Annotated in this window: 10 protein-coding genes; 6 read left to right on the top strand and 4 right to left on the bottom strand. The window is 61.0% G+C overall.

Translation table 11 applies throughout. The annotated features are described in order from the left end of the window. Nucleotides 1-21 precede the first annotated feature (21 nt). From uvrB to HAV21_RS05485, 3 genes are all read left to right on the top strand, one after another. Nucleotides 22-2118 (top strand): excinuclease ABC subunit UvrB, encoded by a 2097-nt coding sequence (uvrB, locus tag HAV21_RS05495; RefSeq protein ID WP_142939259.1) that lies wholly within the window; start codon nt 22-24, stop codon nt 2116-2118. Between the two features lie 168 nt (nt 2119-2286). After that, nucleotides 2287-3315 carry a TerC family protein gene (locus tag HAV21_RS05490; protein ID WP_142939258.1) on the top strand — a complete coding sequence of 343 codons (1029 nt, stop codon included), beginning with the start codon at nt 2287-2289 and terminating at the stop codon, nt 3313-3315. Between the two features lie 29 nt (nt 3316-3344). Further along, nucleotides 3345-4697 carry an MFS transporter gene (locus HAV21_RS05485; protein ID WP_166840787.1) on the top strand — a complete coding sequence of 451 codons (1353 nt, stop codon included), beginning with the start codon at nt 3345-3347 and terminating at the stop codon, nt 4695-4697. Here the strand turns inward: HAV21_RS05485 and HAV21_RS05480 are convergent. The 4 genes from HAV21_RS05480 to HAV21_RS05465 are packed head-to-tail and all read right to left on the bottom strand — an operon-like array spanning nt 4694 to nt 10509. Continuing rightward, a complete protein-coding gene (locus HAV21_RS05480; RefSeq protein WP_142939256.1) occupies nt 4694-6037 on the bottom strand; it encodes an alpha/beta fold hydrolase in 1344 nt (447 codons plus the stop codon). The genes HAV21_RS05485 and HAV21_RS05480 overlap by 4 nt on opposite strands. Next, the gene (locus HAV21_RS05475) at nt 6030-6542 is read right to left on the bottom strand and encodes a GNAT family N-acetyltransferase (protein WP_142939255.1); all 513 of its coding nucleotides are present in this window, start codon (nt 6540-6542) and stop codon (nt 6030-6032) included. Before HAV21_RS05475 ends, HAV21_RS05480 begins: the two co-directional genes overlap by 8 nt. A 32-nt stretch (nt 6543-6574) precedes the next feature. After that, on the bottom strand, nt 6575-7948 hold the full coding sequence (locus tag HAV21_RS05470) for a CoA transferase (protein ID WP_223940300.1): 1374 nt from the start codon (nt 7946-7948) through the stop codon (nt 6575-6577). A 26-nt stretch (nt 7949-7974) separates the two neighbouring features. After that, nucleotides 7975-10509, bottom strand: coding sequence for a DEAD/DEAH box helicase (locus HAV21_RS05465; RefSeq protein ID WP_166840783.1), 2535 nt, complete (start codon nt 10507-10509; stop codon nt 7975-7977). A gap of 71 nt (nt 10510-10580) precedes the next feature. Here HAV21_RS05465 and HAV21_RS05460 point away from each other — a divergent pair, with 71 nt between their 5' ends. The 3 genes from HAV21_RS05460 to uvrA all read left to right on the top strand — a co-directional run bounded on the left by HAV21_RS05460 (nt 10581) and on the right by uvrA (nt 14915). Continuing rightward, the gene (locus tag HAV21_RS05460; RefSeq protein WP_166840781.1) at nt 10581-11390 is read left to right on the top strand and encodes a trans-aconitate 2-methyltransferase; all 810 of its coding nucleotides are present in this window, start codon (nt 10581-10583) and stop codon (nt 11388-11390) included. Between the two features lie 154 nt (nt 11391-11544). Further along, the gene (locus HAV21_RS05455; protein ID WP_142939244.1) at nt 11545-11925 is read left to right on the top strand and encodes a GntR family transcriptional regulator; all 381 of its coding nucleotides are present in this window, start codon (nt 11545-11547) and stop codon (nt 11923-11925) included. A gap of 65 nt (nt 11926-11990) precedes the next feature. Continuing rightward, nucleotides 11991-14915 carry an excinuclease ABC subunit UvrA gene (uvrA, locus tag HAV21_RS05450; protein ID WP_166840780.1) on the top strand — a complete coding sequence of 975 codons (2925 nt, stop codon included), beginning with the start codon at nt 11991-11993 and terminating at the stop codon, nt 14913-14915. The last annotated feature ends 109 nt before the right edge of the window (nt 14916-15024 follow it).

The following is a 15024-nucleotide window of genomic DNA, read 5'->3' as shown; positions in this document are numbered from 1 at the left end:
GGCAGGAGTAGATTGGTTTATATGAGTCTTGCCCAGGAGATCAACCGTGTGGTCGCGCCCTTCGAAGTAATCAGTGAATTCAAACCTGCCGGCGATCAGCCCACCGCTATCGCGGAACTGACCGAGCGAATCAACAACGGCGAAAAAGACGTTGTCCTCCTTGGCGCCACAGGTACAGGTAAGAGTGCAACGACGGCGTGGCTCATCGAACAGGTCCAGCGACCCACCCTGGTGATGGTCCAAAACAAGACACTCGCCGCGCAGCTGGCCAATGAGTTCAGGGAACTGCTGCCCAACAACGCGGTGGAATACTTCGTGTCCTACTATGACTACTACCAACCTGAGGCCTACGTAGCGCAGACGGATACTTTCATTGAGAAGGATTCCTCCATCAATGAGGAAGTGGAAAGACTCCGTCACTCCGCCACCAATGCGTTGCTGACCCGACGCGACGTCATCGTGGTGGCCACGGTTTCCTGCATTTATGGCCTGGGCACGCCCGAGGAATACATCGCCGGCATGGTCACGCTCCGCAAGGGCGCAGAGATGAACCGCGACCACCTTCTCCGGAAGTTTGTCTCCATGCAGTACGCGCGGAATGACATGGATTTCCACCGGGGTACCTTCCGGGTCCGCGGCGACACCGTGGAGATCATTCCCATGTATGAAGAACTCGCCATCAGGATTGAGTTCTTCGGCGATGAGATCGAGAACATTCAAACGCTCCATCCCCTCACCGGCGAAGTGCTGCGGGACGAAGAAGAAATGTATGTTTTCCCGGCCTCACACTACGTGGCTGGTCCGGAGCGGATGGCCCGCGCCATCAAGCGGATTGAGGACGAACTTGCTGACCGTTTGAAGGTCCTCGAAGGCCAAAACAAGCTTGTCGAAGCCCAACGGCTGCGGATGCGCACAACATACGACCTCGAAATGATGCAGCAGATGGGTTTCTGCAACGGCATCGAGAACTATTCCGTCCATATCGATGGCCGCGAACCCGGAACGGCGCCACACTGCCTGATCGACTACTTCCCTGATGATTTCCTTCTGGTAGTGGATGAATCACACGTCACCATTCCGCAGATCGGTGCCATGTACGAGGGCGACATGTCCCGCAAGCGGAACCTCGTGGACTTCGGCTTCCGCCTTCCCTCGGCCATGGACAACCGGCCCCTGAAGTGGGACGAATTCCTGGAGCGCATCGGCCAGACCGTCTATCTGTCCGCAACGCCGGGTAAGTACGAGCTCGGCAAAGCCGACGGCTACGTCCAGCAGATCATCCGCCCCACCGGCCTTATCGATCCCGAGGTCGTGGTCAAGCCCACCAAGGGTCAAATCGACGACCTCCTCGGTGAAATCAGGACCCGGACGGAGAAGAATGAACGCGTTCTTGTCACCACGCTCACCAAGCGCATGGCGGAGGACCTGACGGACTACCTCGTGGGCCACGGAGTGAAGGTTGAGTATTTGCACTCCGACGTCGACACCCTGCGGCGTGTGGAACTGCTCCGCGAACTCCGGATGGGCGTGTTCGATGTCCTGGTTGGCATCAACCTCCTCCGTGAAGGCCTCGACCTGCCTGAAGTTTCCCTCGTGAGTATCCTCGACGCTGACAAAGAAGGGTTCCTGCGATCCTCAACCTCCTTGATCCAGACCATCGGCCGCGCAGCGCGTAACGTGTCCGGCCAAGTCCATATGTACGCGGACAGGATCACCGACTCCATGGCCCACGCCATCGAGGAGACCAACCGACGCCGCGCCATCCAGGTTCAGTACAACACGGACCATGGCATTGATCCTCAGCCATTGCGCAAAAAGATTGCCGACATAACCGATCAGCTGGCTAAGGAAGACGCAGACACCCAGGAACTGCTCAATAACAACCGGCTCGCCAAGGGGGGCAAGCGCAAGACGTCCGCAAAGGGTGCCGCCACCGTACGCCAGGACGGTCTTGCCGCAGCTCCAGCCGAAGACCTTGTGGGCCTCATTGAGCAACTAACAGAACAGATGCACGGGGCGGCTGCAGAACTCCAGTTCGAAGTCGCCGCCCGCATCCGTGACGAAGTCAAGGAGTTGAAGCGCGAATTACGCCAGATGCAGTCCGCCGGGCACGCCTAAGGTAAGGTTTAGGTCACGTAGGGGAGTATCCCAAGCGCTACATCCGTCAGCACGCAAGGCACAGATGCCTCGCCGGATCTAGCGGGCCGCCAATTTTTGCATTCACCGCACCCTGGCAGGCCGGAGAGACTTACACCGCTTTCCCGTACCCTGCGAAAGGCACCTTTAATGCAGCTTCCCGTCTGGTTTGAGATCGGCTCCTTTGTCGTTCTCGGAATCATCCTGCTCATCGACCTCCTGTTGGTCGTCAAGCGTCCCCACGAACCTTCCATGAAGGAAGCCGGCCTCTGGGTCGGCTTCTATGTAGGACTGGCGCTGCTGTTCGCAGTAGCCATGTTCGCATTCGCCGGTCCCGAATATGGGGGCCAGTTCGTCGCAGGGTGGGTCACTGAGTACAGCCTCAGCATCGACAACCTCTTTGTGTTCATCATCATCATGGCCCGCTTCTCGGTGCCCCGTAAGTACCAGCAGGAAGTGCTGATGGTGGGCATCATCATCGCGCTGATCCTTCGCGGAATCTTCATCGCCCTGGGTGCAGTAGTGATCGAGCAGTTCAGCTGGGTCTTCTACATCTTCGGCGCGTTCCTCCTCTGGACTGCGTGGAAGCAAGCCAAGGATTCCGGTGAAGACGAAGAAGAGGGCGCCGAGAACCCGCTGATCGGTCGCCTCCGCAAGGTCTTGCCGATGTCCGAGAAGTTCGACGGCAACAAAATCCGCACGGTGGTGGACGGCAAGAAGGTCTTCACCCCCATGCTGATCGTCTTCGTGACCATTGGCTTGACCGACCTCCTGTTCGCCGTTGACTCCATCCCCGCTATCTTCGGCCTGACCCAGAGCGCCTTCATCGTCTTTACGGCGAACATCTTCGCGTTGATGGGCCTGCGTCAGCTGTACTTCCTCCTCGGCGGGCTCATGACACGTCTGGTGTACCTCAAGCACGCCCTATCCGTGATCCTGGCCTTCATCGGCGTCAAGCTTGTCCTGCACGCCATGCACGTCAATGAGCTCCCGTTCATCAACGGCGGCCAGCACATTGAGTGGGCTCCTGAGATCCCCACTTACGTATCGTTGGCCGTCATTGTCGGTACCATCATCATTGCTGTCGTAGCCAGCCTGATGAGCCCCGCAGCACGCCAGGCGAAGCTGGATGCGCGTTTGGAAGAGGACGCACGCAAGAGCATGAGCGAGGCAGAGTAACTGTCCTCCAAAAGTTGTAGTCTCGTGAAGTGACTACCACTTCAACTACGGCGCTGGACCCACAACGGGTTCAGCGCCGTACTGTTTTCCTGCTCAGTTCCGCGCAGTTGCTCAGCGGCGTCGGCAATGGCGCCACACTCTCCATTGGGTCCTTGCTGGCCGTGGATTTGTCCGGATCCGAAGCCTGGGCGGGATCCATCACCACCGTCCTGACACTGGCTGCCGCAATCGCAGCACTGCCGCTGGCTCGCTTGGCTGAGGCCCGCGGACGGCGCGTGGGCCTTGTCACCGGGTTGGTAGCTGCGATGGTCGGTGCACTGCTCATCATCGCCTCAGTCATGAGCCAGTCTTTCGTTCTACTTTTGCTGGGCGCAGCCTTCCTCGGCCTGGGCACTGCCGCCAACCTGCAGGCCCGGTTCGCCGCCGTCGACCTCGCTGAACCGGAGCGCCGGGGCCGATCATTGTCCACCGTGGTCTGGGCCATCACCATCGGAGCCGTGGCTGGGCCCAACCTGATCCAGCCCGGAGCCGCAGTGGGGGAGGCACTTGGCCTGCCGCCCATCGCAGGCCCCTTCGTGTTCTCCGCTGTGGGACTTTTCCTGGCAGCCGGACTGTTGTTCGCAGGCTTGAGGCCGGATCCACTACTGCTGTCCCGTCGGCTGGCTGCTCACGTTGGGGCTGGTGACGATCCAGGGGCGCAACCCGTCCGGGGAACCATCCGGTCCGGTCTTCGCGCCGTTCGTGCATCACCCCAGGCGGTGTTGGCGCTGGCGGCAGTCGTCGCCGCCCATGGCGTCATGGTGGCCGTTATGTCCATGACACCGCTGCATCTCCAACAGCTTGTGGGTGGAAGCCATGATGGACACCATGGTGGGACCACGGACAGCACGGATGCCCTGGTGGTTATTGGGCTAACGATCTCCCTCCACATTGCCGGCATGTTCGCCCTGTCGCCCCTCTGGGGGTGGCTGACGGACAAGGCCGGCCGCTTCCAGACCATTGCCATGGGGCACGGGCTCCTGTTGGTGGCGGTGTTCATCGCCGGATTCGGCCAACGTGAACCTGTGTTGGTCACTGTGGGGTTGATATTCCTCGGCCTGGGATGGTCCGCGGCAACCATTGCCGGGTCAACGCTCTTGGCCGAAAGCGTCGAACCCGAACAACGGGTCACTGTGCAAGGCGTCTCGGACACCCTGATGGGTGCCGCAGGAGCACTCGGCGGCGCAACGTCCGGCCTGCTCTTAGCCTGGATCGGCTATCAGGGGCTCAACATCGCTTCAAGCCTTCTGGCGGCAGCAGTGTTGGCCTTGACGGCCGTCATTGCTGTCCGCCAGCGTATGTCGGCCGCGGGGAGCGGACCACTGGAGAACACATCCACCTAGCGCTGGGCGCGCACCATGCCCAAGAGCTTCCTGAAGATCCCCTCACCGTCTTCACCGATGCCATCATGGTGGAAGTCCGATGTGACCCAGGCCTGAAGACCTCGCACGGCTGCAGCGGTCTCCAGCGAGAGATCGTGGTCCACGTAGATATCGTCTTTGTACACGGCTGCCGCTACGGGCACGCTGTTGGATGCCAACCGGGCGGGGTCATACAACGGTTTCCAGTCTTTCCGGGCCGCGAGGTGTTCGGCGACTTCCCGCAGGGGAACAAGCGCCGGATCCTGTTCGAAGTACCAGGGGTAAACCATTTCTCCCGTGAGCAGCGGCTCGACTGCTTCAGGCTTGAACTCCGGGTAGTCCTCAAGAACACGCCAAGCAGCCCAATTGGTTGCCTCGCCTTGGCCGTAGATGGATTCGTGCAGGACGGCATAGAGCGGATTGGCCGCACGGCTCACGAGTGCCCGTACCTGTTCCAGGAAAGATTCGGACAACCGCTCACCGGTGAGCGTGCTGATGAACGCGTCTTCCAGAAGGTAGTGGAGCCCATCCACCCTGGTGTTTCCGCCCAGGAAGGATCCCACCATCTGGAAACGCTCAGGAGTCAGCCGTTCACCGCTGGCCAGGAGTTCAGGGTGCTGCTCCAGATGACGGGCGATTCGCGTGACCTTTTCCCGGTCCTCCGGGTACCACGAGAAATACTCGGCGTTCCTTGCGGCAACCCGACGGAACGTTGCCTGGTAAACGCGGTCTGCTGAACCGTGGAGCGGGGCCAGGCCACCGGTGATCAGCACCTCACGCAAACCCTCCGGCGCAAAGGACAGATACGTCAGCGCACAGAATCCACCGAAGCTCTGTCCCAGCACCGACCACGGCCCGGAGCCCAGAACGCCCCGGATGTACTCGGCATCGGCCACGATGGAATCAGCGCGGAAATGGGTCAGGTAGTCCGCTTGCGCTGCGGCGTCGCCACGGAGCTCCAATGACTGCCGCTCAATCGGAGTGGATAAACCCGTGCCGCGTTGATCAAGCATCAGGATGCGGAAGTCCTTGGCGGCCGCCTTCATCCAGCCGGACAGTGACGTGACGCGGTTACCCCGGCCGCCTGGCCCACCCTGGAGGTACAGCAGCCACGGCAGCTTGGCGGCCTCTTGCGGCGAATGGCTGGTGGAAGAGTATTCCCGCGCAAAGATGGTGATCGTCTCTTCGGGGACCAGCTCCTGGTGCACCAAGGGAACCGTAAAATAATGCTCCGCCGTCCGGAGTCCACGAAATTCGTGGCGGGCTTGGATGCGGTGCCCGCCGGCGGAGGGCCGCTGGTCAGCCACTGACGATTCAGCCATGGGTGAGAGCCTCTTTCGCCTCACCGATGCTCGTCCCGTACGCCTGGAGTGCGTCGCCCGTCAGCCTGAACGTTGACCATTCCTCCATTGGGAATGCACCGAGGTTCTTGTAGAAGTTGATGGAGGGTTCGTTCCAGTTCAGGACGCTCCACTCCACCCGGGCGTAACCGCGTTCGACGGCGGTGGTGGCCAGATACTGCAAGAGCGCCTTCCCGTGGCCCTCGCCACGGGCATCCGGAACCACGTAGAGGTCCTCAAGATAGATGCCGTGGACGCCCTCCCAGGTGGAGTAGTTCAGGAACCAGAGCGCGAAACCCTGAACTGTGCCCGCACTGTTTTCCGCAATGGTGGCGTAGACACGTGGATTCTCGCCAAAGAGTACTTCGGTGAGCATGGCCGGGGTGTTCTTCACGGCGTCCGGTTCCTTTTCGTAGATCGCAAGGTCGTGGATCATCCGAAGGATGGCAGGGACGTCTTCAATGGTGGCGGGGCGGATTACACTCATGCATTCGAGCTTACTAGGGGCCCGCGGGCTTCCTACCGCCAGGCAAGCTTTGACGTTCCGTAACGAACAGGCGGCTGCCGATACCTGAGTGGGGCGCCCTCAACCAGAAGAGGCGGCCCTACAAACGTGAGCTGGCCGTAGGGGCTCTCTGCTCCCAGGAGGTTCGGCTCCCGCAGTGAGCTTACAGGGATGCCCTGATACCCGGAAGGCAAGGCGAACAGCTCCTCTGCCGTCCGTGCCAAAGAGAGACTCGCAGATCCACCGGCTCCAGTCCTTGATCGCTCCGCCAGCAAAGCCAACACCGCCGCCGCGAGTCCGTAACCTGTGGCGTGGTCCAGGGCCTGTACCGGGAGCGCCCCGGGTTTCCACCCGTCGTCGTGCTTCTGTCCATACCGCTCCGCTATTCCGCAAGCCGCCTGTACCAGGCTGTCAAAGCCCCGCCTTTCCCGCCAATGGCCGCTAGTGCCCCAAGCTGTCAGGGTGCCCACCACGAGCTCTGGCCTCGCAGCGAGCAGGGCAGCGGGAGATAAACCGAATCTGTCCAAGCCGCCGGCCCGGTACCCGGTGATCACCACATCCGCGGAGGCAACAAGACCGTGGACAGCTGCCAGGTGGTCCGACTTCCTGAGATCCGATTCGGCGCTGCGCTTGTCGAACCCGGCGTCGATGAAGGCTTCGCTCAGCTCCGGAAGGAGGGGCGGGTCGATACGCAAAACGTCCGCACCCAGCGCACCTAAAAGGCGCGTTGACGTGGGCCCGGCGATGACGCGCGTCAGGTCGAGCACTTTCAGCCCGTCCAAGGGCCGGAGCGGGTCCGCAGACGGCGCCCATGACGAGGCCTTCGAACCCAAGGACGCAATATCAGAGAGGGACAGGCTGACCCAAGGGCCGGAGCTTGCCGCAGAGTGCATGGGGGATGAGACCCATGCATCGCGGCGCCGGACAGCGGAAGCCGCACCCTTGTGTGCCACGATTGCAGTCTCCGCCTCCAAGGAGGTCATGGACAACAACGCGTTGTCCACGTCCTGCGGAACGGTCGCCGAGAGCGCTTCCATCAACCGGGCTGCATGATGGGGATAGTTGGCGTGAAGGCGGATCCAGCCGTCCGCAGTGCGCCGGAACCCGGATGCGGGCGCGAAGCCCTGGGGCTTGCGGCCCCCAATCCGGAGGTGCCCCAGCGAATCGAAGGATGCTGCCGTCAGCCCTGAGTCAACCGAGTATCTCCCCGGGGAACCTGTCAGTGCGTTGAGCGCTGTGGCGGCGCTTTGAACCGAACCGAGCGCCAAACCCTCGACGTCCAAGCTGCCACCCCACCACCGACGTGAACCACTGCAGGCCGCCGGCTGTTCCTTGCGCAGGGCTTCCACCCCGCGCAGGCCGGAGGTCAGATCGGGGACGGATTCCATGGCGCCGGGTTCCATTGCACGTGTACCTAGAGCCTGTTGACGTCTGTCACCCGGACCACGGCGGTGCCGGTCTCATCGGACGCCGCCAAGTCGATGTCGGCAGAGATTCCCCAGTCGTGGTTGCCCGCGGGATCGTCGAAAATTTGCCGGACCTTCCACGTGCCCGTTTCCTCATTGATGATGAGCAAACCAGGACCCCGCGCGTCAGGACCGGTGCCAATGTCGTCATGTTCGTCGAAGTAGTCGTCCAAGACCTCTTCCCACCGCTCCGCATCCCAGCCGGCATCGGCGTCGAGTTCGCCCAACGCGGCGGAGTCCTCGTCGGCAAAAAGTTCAACCCTGCGGAACATCTCATTGCGAACCATCACCCGGAAGGCCCGGATGTTGGCGGTCAACAGCGGCGGCGGGGGCGGGGGAGCGTCATGGGGCGTGGGGGCGAGCCCGGACGTCAGCTCTTCCCACTCATCCAGCAGGCTGGAATCCACTTGGCGCACCAGCTCGCCCAACCAAGCGATGAGATCTTCAAGATCCTCACGAAGGGAATCCTGAGGAACTGTTTGCCTCAGCGCACGGAAGCCATCGGCAAGATACCGCAGGACAATGCCTTCGGATCGGGCCAGGCCAAAGAACTGAACGAACTCGCCAAAGTTCATGGCGCGCTCGTACATATCCCGGATGATCGATTTCGGAGCAAGTTCAAAGTCGCCCACCCAAGGCGCTGCCTTGCGGTATACCTCAAAGGCCTCGCCAAGAATCTCCGCCAACGGCATGGGATAGGTCACTTCGTCCAGCATGGCCATGCGCTGGTCATACTCGATACCGTCAGCCTTCATGGCCGCCACCGCCTCGCCCCGCGCCTTCTTTTGCTGGGCGGAGAGGATCTGTCGAGGTTTCTCCAGTGTTGACTCAATGACAGAGACAACATCCAGGGCGTAGGAGGGAGACTCCGGATCAAGCAGCTCCAAGGCAGCAAGTGCAAAGGGGGAGAGCGGCTGGTTGAGGGCAAAGTTTGCCTGCAGGTGGACAGTCAGCCGGACTGAGCGTCCCTCGGCCTCCTGCTCCTCCTCCGGAATGCGTTCCACTACACCCGCCGCCAGAAGTTCCCGGTAGATCCCCAAGGCTTTTTTCATCAGTTTGAGCTGGGCAGGCCGGCTTTCATGGTTCTCACTGAGCAGGCGCCGGGTTGCCTGGAAGGGGTCGCCCGGACGTTCCATGAGGTTCAGCAGCATCGCATGGGTAATGGTGAAGCTTGACGTCAAGGGCTCGGGTACAGACTCGACGAGCCGTTTGAACGTGGGCTCGCCCCAGGACACAAATCCTTCCGGAGGCTTTTTCTTAACTACTTGGCGCAGTTTCTTCTGGTCATCGCCGAACTTGGCAGTGGCCTTGGCCATGGCTTTCGTATTTTCCACCACGTGGTCCGGAGCCTGTACCACCACGGTGCCTGCGGTGTCGTAGCCTGCCCGTCCTGCACGGCCGGCAATCTGGTGGAACTCACGGGAGTTGAGAGGCCTGGTGCGTACGCCGTCGTACTTGCTCAAAGCCGTCAACAGCACTGTCCGGATGGGCACGTTGATGCCCACCCCCAAAGTGTCGGTTCCGCAGATCACTTTGAGGAGGCCGGCTTGGGCGAGCTGTTCCACTAGCCGGCGGTACTTCGGCAGCATGCCTGCGTGGTGGACGCCAATGCCGTGGCGGACCAGCCGGTTGAGGGTCTTTCCGAAACCAGCGGCAAACCTGAATCCCGCGATCAGCTCGGCGATGCGGTCCTTCTCTGCCCGGCTGCACATGTTGATACTCATGAGGTTCTGGGCGCGCTCAATGGCTTCAGCCTGGCTGAAGTGGACCACGTACACGGGAACCTGCTTGGTTGAGAGGAGTTCTTCCAGCGTCTCGTGTACAGGCGTCAGGTGGTAGTAGTGGTGCAGCGGAATGGGACGCTCTGCCGAACTCACTGTCGTGGTGGTCCGGCCCGTCAGCTCAGTCAGGCCCGTCTCGAACCGTGAAACGTCACCCAAGGTTGCGGACATCAGGAGGAACTGCGCCTGGGGGAGTTCCAAGAGCGGTACCTGCCACGCCCAACCGCGTTGCGGGTCGGAGTAGAAGTGGAATTCGTCCATGATCACCGAGCCCAGCTCTGCCGCCGATCCTTCGCGGAGCGCGATATTGGCCAGGATTTCCGCTGTGCAGCAGATGATGGGGGCATCCTGGTTTACGCCGGAATCACCGGTGATCATGCCAACGTTTTCGGCGCCGAAGATCTCGCAGAGTGCAAAGAACTTTTCGGAGACCAGGGCCTTGATGGGAGCTGTGTAGTAGCTCCGCTGGCCCCGTGCCATGGCTTCGAAGTGCGCTGCGATTGCTACCAAGGATTTGCCGGAGCCCGTGGGGGTGGCAAGGATGACGTTCGCGCCGGAGGCGAGTTCCATGATGGCCTCGTCCTGGGCCGGGTAGAGCTGCAACCCGCGGCTCTCGGTCCACTCGACAAACCGTGTGTAGATTTCGTCCGGGTCCAAACGGCCGGTGGAGGTGGTACCGGGGAGCTGCTCAAGAAGTTTCATTGGTTTCCAGCTTAGTGCCCGGACGGTTTAGGCTCAGCCCAGCAAGGGTGGCAGAGGCGAGGAGGCTTTCAGTGAAGTGGGATCCGTCCAAATACGTGGAGTTCGGCAACCATAGGGACAGGCCATTCCATGACCTCGTTGCCAGGGTGCGGTCCGTCCAACCGGGCAGGGTGGTTGACCTCGGCTGCGGCCCGGGAAACCTGACGGCAACCCTTGCCGAGCGTTGGCCGGAAGCCCACGTTGTGGGCATCGATTCGTCGGAGGAAATGCTGCTCCGGGCAGAATCCCTGAATGAGGAGTACCTCCCGCAGCGGTCCCACCACCAGACGCCGGCCAGGCTAACTTTCGAGCAAGGTGACATCGCGGACTGGGAACCGGATGCGGAGACGGACGTGGTGGTCACCAATGCTGCCCTCCAATGGGTTCCCGGGCACCTGGACTTGATGCCCGGCTGGCTTCGCGCTCTTAAACCCGGGGCTTGGTTTGCCATGCAAGTGCCGGGCAACTTTACGTCCCCGTCCCACACACTTATGCGGGAATTGGCCGAATCCCCAAAGTGGTCCGGGCGGCTTGGCGGCGTGCTCCGGCACGATGGCGCAGTGGGCAGTCCTGCGGACTACTTGGGAATCATGCTCGACGCCGGATGTGCGGCTGACGCTTGGGAGACCACATACCTCCAGGTTCTGCAGGGGGAGGACCCGGTACTGGAGTGGGTCCGCGGCACGGGACTGCGTCCTGTGTTGGCAGCTTTGTCGGCGGAAGAGGCTGCTGATTTCGAAGGCCAGTATGCCGCCCTTCTGCGTCAGGCCTACCCTTCAACGAACCACGGAACGGTCTACCCATTTCGTCGCATATTTGCCGTAGCGCACAAGCCGGAATGAACTTGCAGAACTCTTCGCCGCAGGTAGTATTCACCTTCCCGCACCGTGACGGCTTGTCCGTTGCCCGCGTCGCTGGTCTAATTCTCGGCATGGACCAAGGACGCTTCGAACACCAGATTCCCCGGATGGACCCGGCACCAGGCCGGAGTTCACTGTGACTCCCACCGGAGATTTTCCAGGCAACTGGCGACCCAACACCGGCAGTGCTGTTGCGCTCTTTGAACAGTTGAGACTCCGGATCATCGAACTCATTGATGCAGGAGTCCTGGCTGTCGGCGCCAAGCTTCCTCCTGTTCGCAATCTGGCGGGGGCCTTGGACGTCGCACCCCACACCGTGGCCCGTGCATACAAAGAATTGGAAGCAGCAGGCGTCGTGGCTACCCGCGGGCGCAACGGCACCGTGGTTTGCGCGCGGGATGACCGTTGGGGCGCGCTGGCAGGTGTCGCCGCTGAATACGCCGCCGCCTCGAAGGCCCAGGGAGCTTCATTCGCCGAGGCAGTGCAGCTTCTTGCTGCCGCATACGACGCCGACTGATACCGATCAGTAGCATGTGAGGCACGACATGGAAATTCGAAGAAGTTTTCGATTAGCATTGGTAGGTGCCCAAAGCCTTAGCTGAAGATACCGCCATGGACGCCTTGAACGGCGTCCCCGCTCTTTCCGATACCAAACCCGCCAAGCCGGACCTTTCCCGCTTGGTGGTTAAGGGTGCCCGGGAACACAATTTGCGCAACGTGGACCTCGACCTACCGCGCGACGCCATGATCGTGTTCACAGGACTCTCCGGTTCCGGCAAGTCCTCCCTGGCTTTCGATACCATCTTCGCCGAAGGCCAGCGTCGCTACGTGGAGTCATTGTCCGCATATGCACGTCAGTTCCTTGGCCAGGTAGACAAACCTGATGTCGACTTCATCGAGGGTCTGTCTCCGGCGGTATCCATCGACCAGAAGTCCACCAGCAAGAATCCACGGTCCACGGTGGGCACCATCACCGAGATTTACGACTACATGCGTTTGCTGTGGGCGCGCGTCGGTCGTCCGCACTGCCCTGTCTGTGGCGAGCCTATCGCCCGGCAGACACCTCAACAGATTGTGGATCAGCTCCTGGAACTGGATCCGGGTACCCGATTCCAGGTCCTTGCCCCCGTTGTGCGAGGACGCAAGGGTGAGTTCGTCGATCTTTTCAAGGAATTGACGGCGAAGGGCTATTCCCGCGCCCGCGTAGACGGCGAGCTGGTTCAGCTGAGCGATCCGCCCAAACTCGGCAAGCAGTTCAAGCACACCATTGAAGTTGTAGTGGACCGCCTGGTGGTCAAGGAAGAGATCAGCCAACGCCTCACTGATTCCGTCGAGACCGCCCTCGGCCTCGCTGAAGGCCGTGTGCTGGTGGAGTTCGTGGACCTCGAGGCCGAGGACCCCAACCGTATCCGCGCCTTCTCAGAGAACCTGGCGTGTCCCAACGAACACCCCCTGGCCATCGATGAGATCGAACCCCGTTCGTTCTCCTTCAACAACCCCTTTGGCGCCTGCTCTGCCTGCAGCGGCATCGGCACCAGGCTGGAAGTGGATGAAGAACTGATTGTTCCCAATCCCGAGTTGTCCCTTGGCGAGGGTGCCATTGCCCCTTGGGCCCTTGGCACAGCCACCACGGAGTACTGGAACCGTCTCCTTGAGGGGCTGGCGCACGAGCTGGGCTTCTCCATGAAGACCTCCTGGGAGAAACTGCCCAAGGACATCCGGAATACGGTCCTGCACGGCAAGGACCACAAGGTGGTTGTCCAGTACAAGAACCGCTTTGGCCGCGAGCGTAAGTACAGCACCGGCTTCGAGGGTGCCATACAGTACGTTCACCGCAAGCACGGAGAAACAGACTCCGACTGGGCCCGCGACCGGTACGAAGAGTACATGCGTCAGATTCCGTGCCCCGAGTGCAACGGTGCCCGTCTCAACCCTGCCTCGCTGTCCGTGCTCATCAACGGTAAGTCGATCGCCGAGGTTGCAGCCCTGCCCATGCGTGAGTGCGCGGAGTTCCTGGGCAGCCTTACCCTGACCAACAGGGAAGCCCAGATTGCCAACCAGGTCCTGAAGGAGATCCAGGCCCGCCTGACCTTCCTCCTGGACGTTGGACTGGAGTACCTGAACCTTGAACGCCCTTCGGGAACCCTGTCGGGCGGTGAGGCTCAGCGCATCCGTCTTGCCACCCAAATTGGCTCTGGCCTGGTGGGTGTCCTCTATGTTTTGGATGAGCCATCCATTGGTTTGCACCAGCGGGACAACCGGCGGCTCATCGAGACGCTCACGCGACTCCGGGACCTCGGTAACACCCTGATCGTCGTGGAGCACGACGAAGACACCATCCACGAAGCCGACTGGGTGGTGGACATCGGACCGGGTGCCGGCGAGCACGGCGGCCAGGTAGTGCACTCCGGTACCTACAAGGAGCTGCTGAAAAACACGGAGTCACTGACCGGTGACTACCTGTCCGGTCGTCGCAAGATCGATGTCCCCACCAAACGCCGTAAGTACGACAAAAAGCGTGAACTCAAGGTTGTAGGTGCCCGGGAGAACAACCTCAACAATGTTGACGCCACGTTCCCCCTGGGACTTTTCACGGCGGTCACTGGTGTCAGTGGATCCGGCAAGTCCACGTTGGTGAACGAAATCCTCTACAAGGTCCTCGCCAACAAGCTCAACGGAGCCAAGCAGGTTGCAGGCCGCCACCGCACAGTTGCTGGACTCGAGCACCTGGACAAGGTGGTCCACGTTGATCAAAGCCCCATCGGCCGTACACCCCGGTCCAACCCAGCTACGTACACCGGTGTCTTTGACAACATCCGGAAACTCTTTGCTGAGACCACCGAAGCCAAGGTGCGGGGCTACCAGCCGGGGCGCTTCTCCTTCAATGTCAAGGGCGGGCGCTGCGAGGCTTGTTCGGGCGACGGCACACTGAAGATCGAAATGAACTTCCTGCCGGATGTCTATGTTCCTTGCGAAGTGTGCCACGGCGCCAGGTACAACCGGGAAACCCTTGAGGTTCACTACAAAGGCAAGACCATTGCGGACGTCCTCAACATGCCCATTGAAGAAGGTGCCGAGTTCTTCGCTGCCTTCACCCCCATCGCACGGCATTTGAAGACCTTGGTGGATGTGGGCTTGGGCTACGTCAGGCTTGGCCAACCTGCAACCACACTCTCAGGCGGCGAGGCGCAGCGCGTGAAGCTGGCAGCCGAGCTTCAGAAGCGGTCGAACGGACGCACCATCTACGTCCTCGATGAGCCCACCACGGGCCTGCACTTTGAGGACATACGTAAGCTGCTCCTGGTTCTTCAGGGCTTGGTGGATAAGGGCAACACCGTGATCACCATCGAACACAACCTGGATGTCATCAAATCCGCGGACTGGATTGTGGACCTTGGTCCCAATGGTGGTTCGGGCGGCGGGAAGATCGTGGCCACAGGAACGCCGGAACAGGTGGCCAAATCCGCGGACAGCCACACGGCGACCTTCCTGGCCGAGATTCTCTGATAGCTACTCAAGGGCGGCCGGAAGGCCGTCAGGGAATATCTCTGCGACCTTGGAAGTATTCCTGTAGCGGCATGCGAGTTTCAGGCATGCCGCTACTCGTGAGAAACTA

Source organism: Paenarthrobacter sp. MSM-2-10-13, assembly GCF_011605365.1.
In the GTDB taxonomy this organism is placed as follows: domain Bacteria; phylum Actinomycetota; class Actinomycetes; order Actinomycetales; family Micrococcaceae; genus Arthrobacter.
The sequence above is the reverse complement of the archived record's forward strand: the minus strand, read 5'-3'. Positions and strand labels throughout refer to the sequence as shown.

Coding starts and splice junctions, on each gene's coding strand:
- uvrB (WP_142939259.1), top strand. CDS start 22: ATGAGTCTTGCCCAGGAGATCAACCGTGTGGTCGCGCCCTTCGAAGTA.
- HAV21_RS05490 (WP_142939258.1), top strand. CDS start 2,287: ATGCAGCTTCCCGTCTGGTTTGAGATCGGCTCCTTTGTCGTTCTCGGA.
- HAV21_RS05480 (WP_142939256.1), bottom strand. CDS start 6,037: ATGGCTGAATCGTCAGTGGCTGACCAGCGGCCCTCCGCCGGCGGGCAC.
- HAV21_RS05475 (WP_142939255.1), bottom strand. CDS start 6,542: ATGAGTGTAATCCGCCCCGCCACCATTGAAGACGTCCCTGCCATCCTT.
- HAV21_RS05470 (WP_223940300.1), bottom strand. CDS start 7,948: ATGGAATCCGTCCCCGATCTGACCTCCGGCCTGCGCGGGGTGGAAGCC.
- HAV21_RS05465 (WP_166840783.1), bottom strand. CDS start 10,509: ATGAAACTTCTTGAGCAGCTCCCCGGTACCACCTCCACCGGCCGTTTG.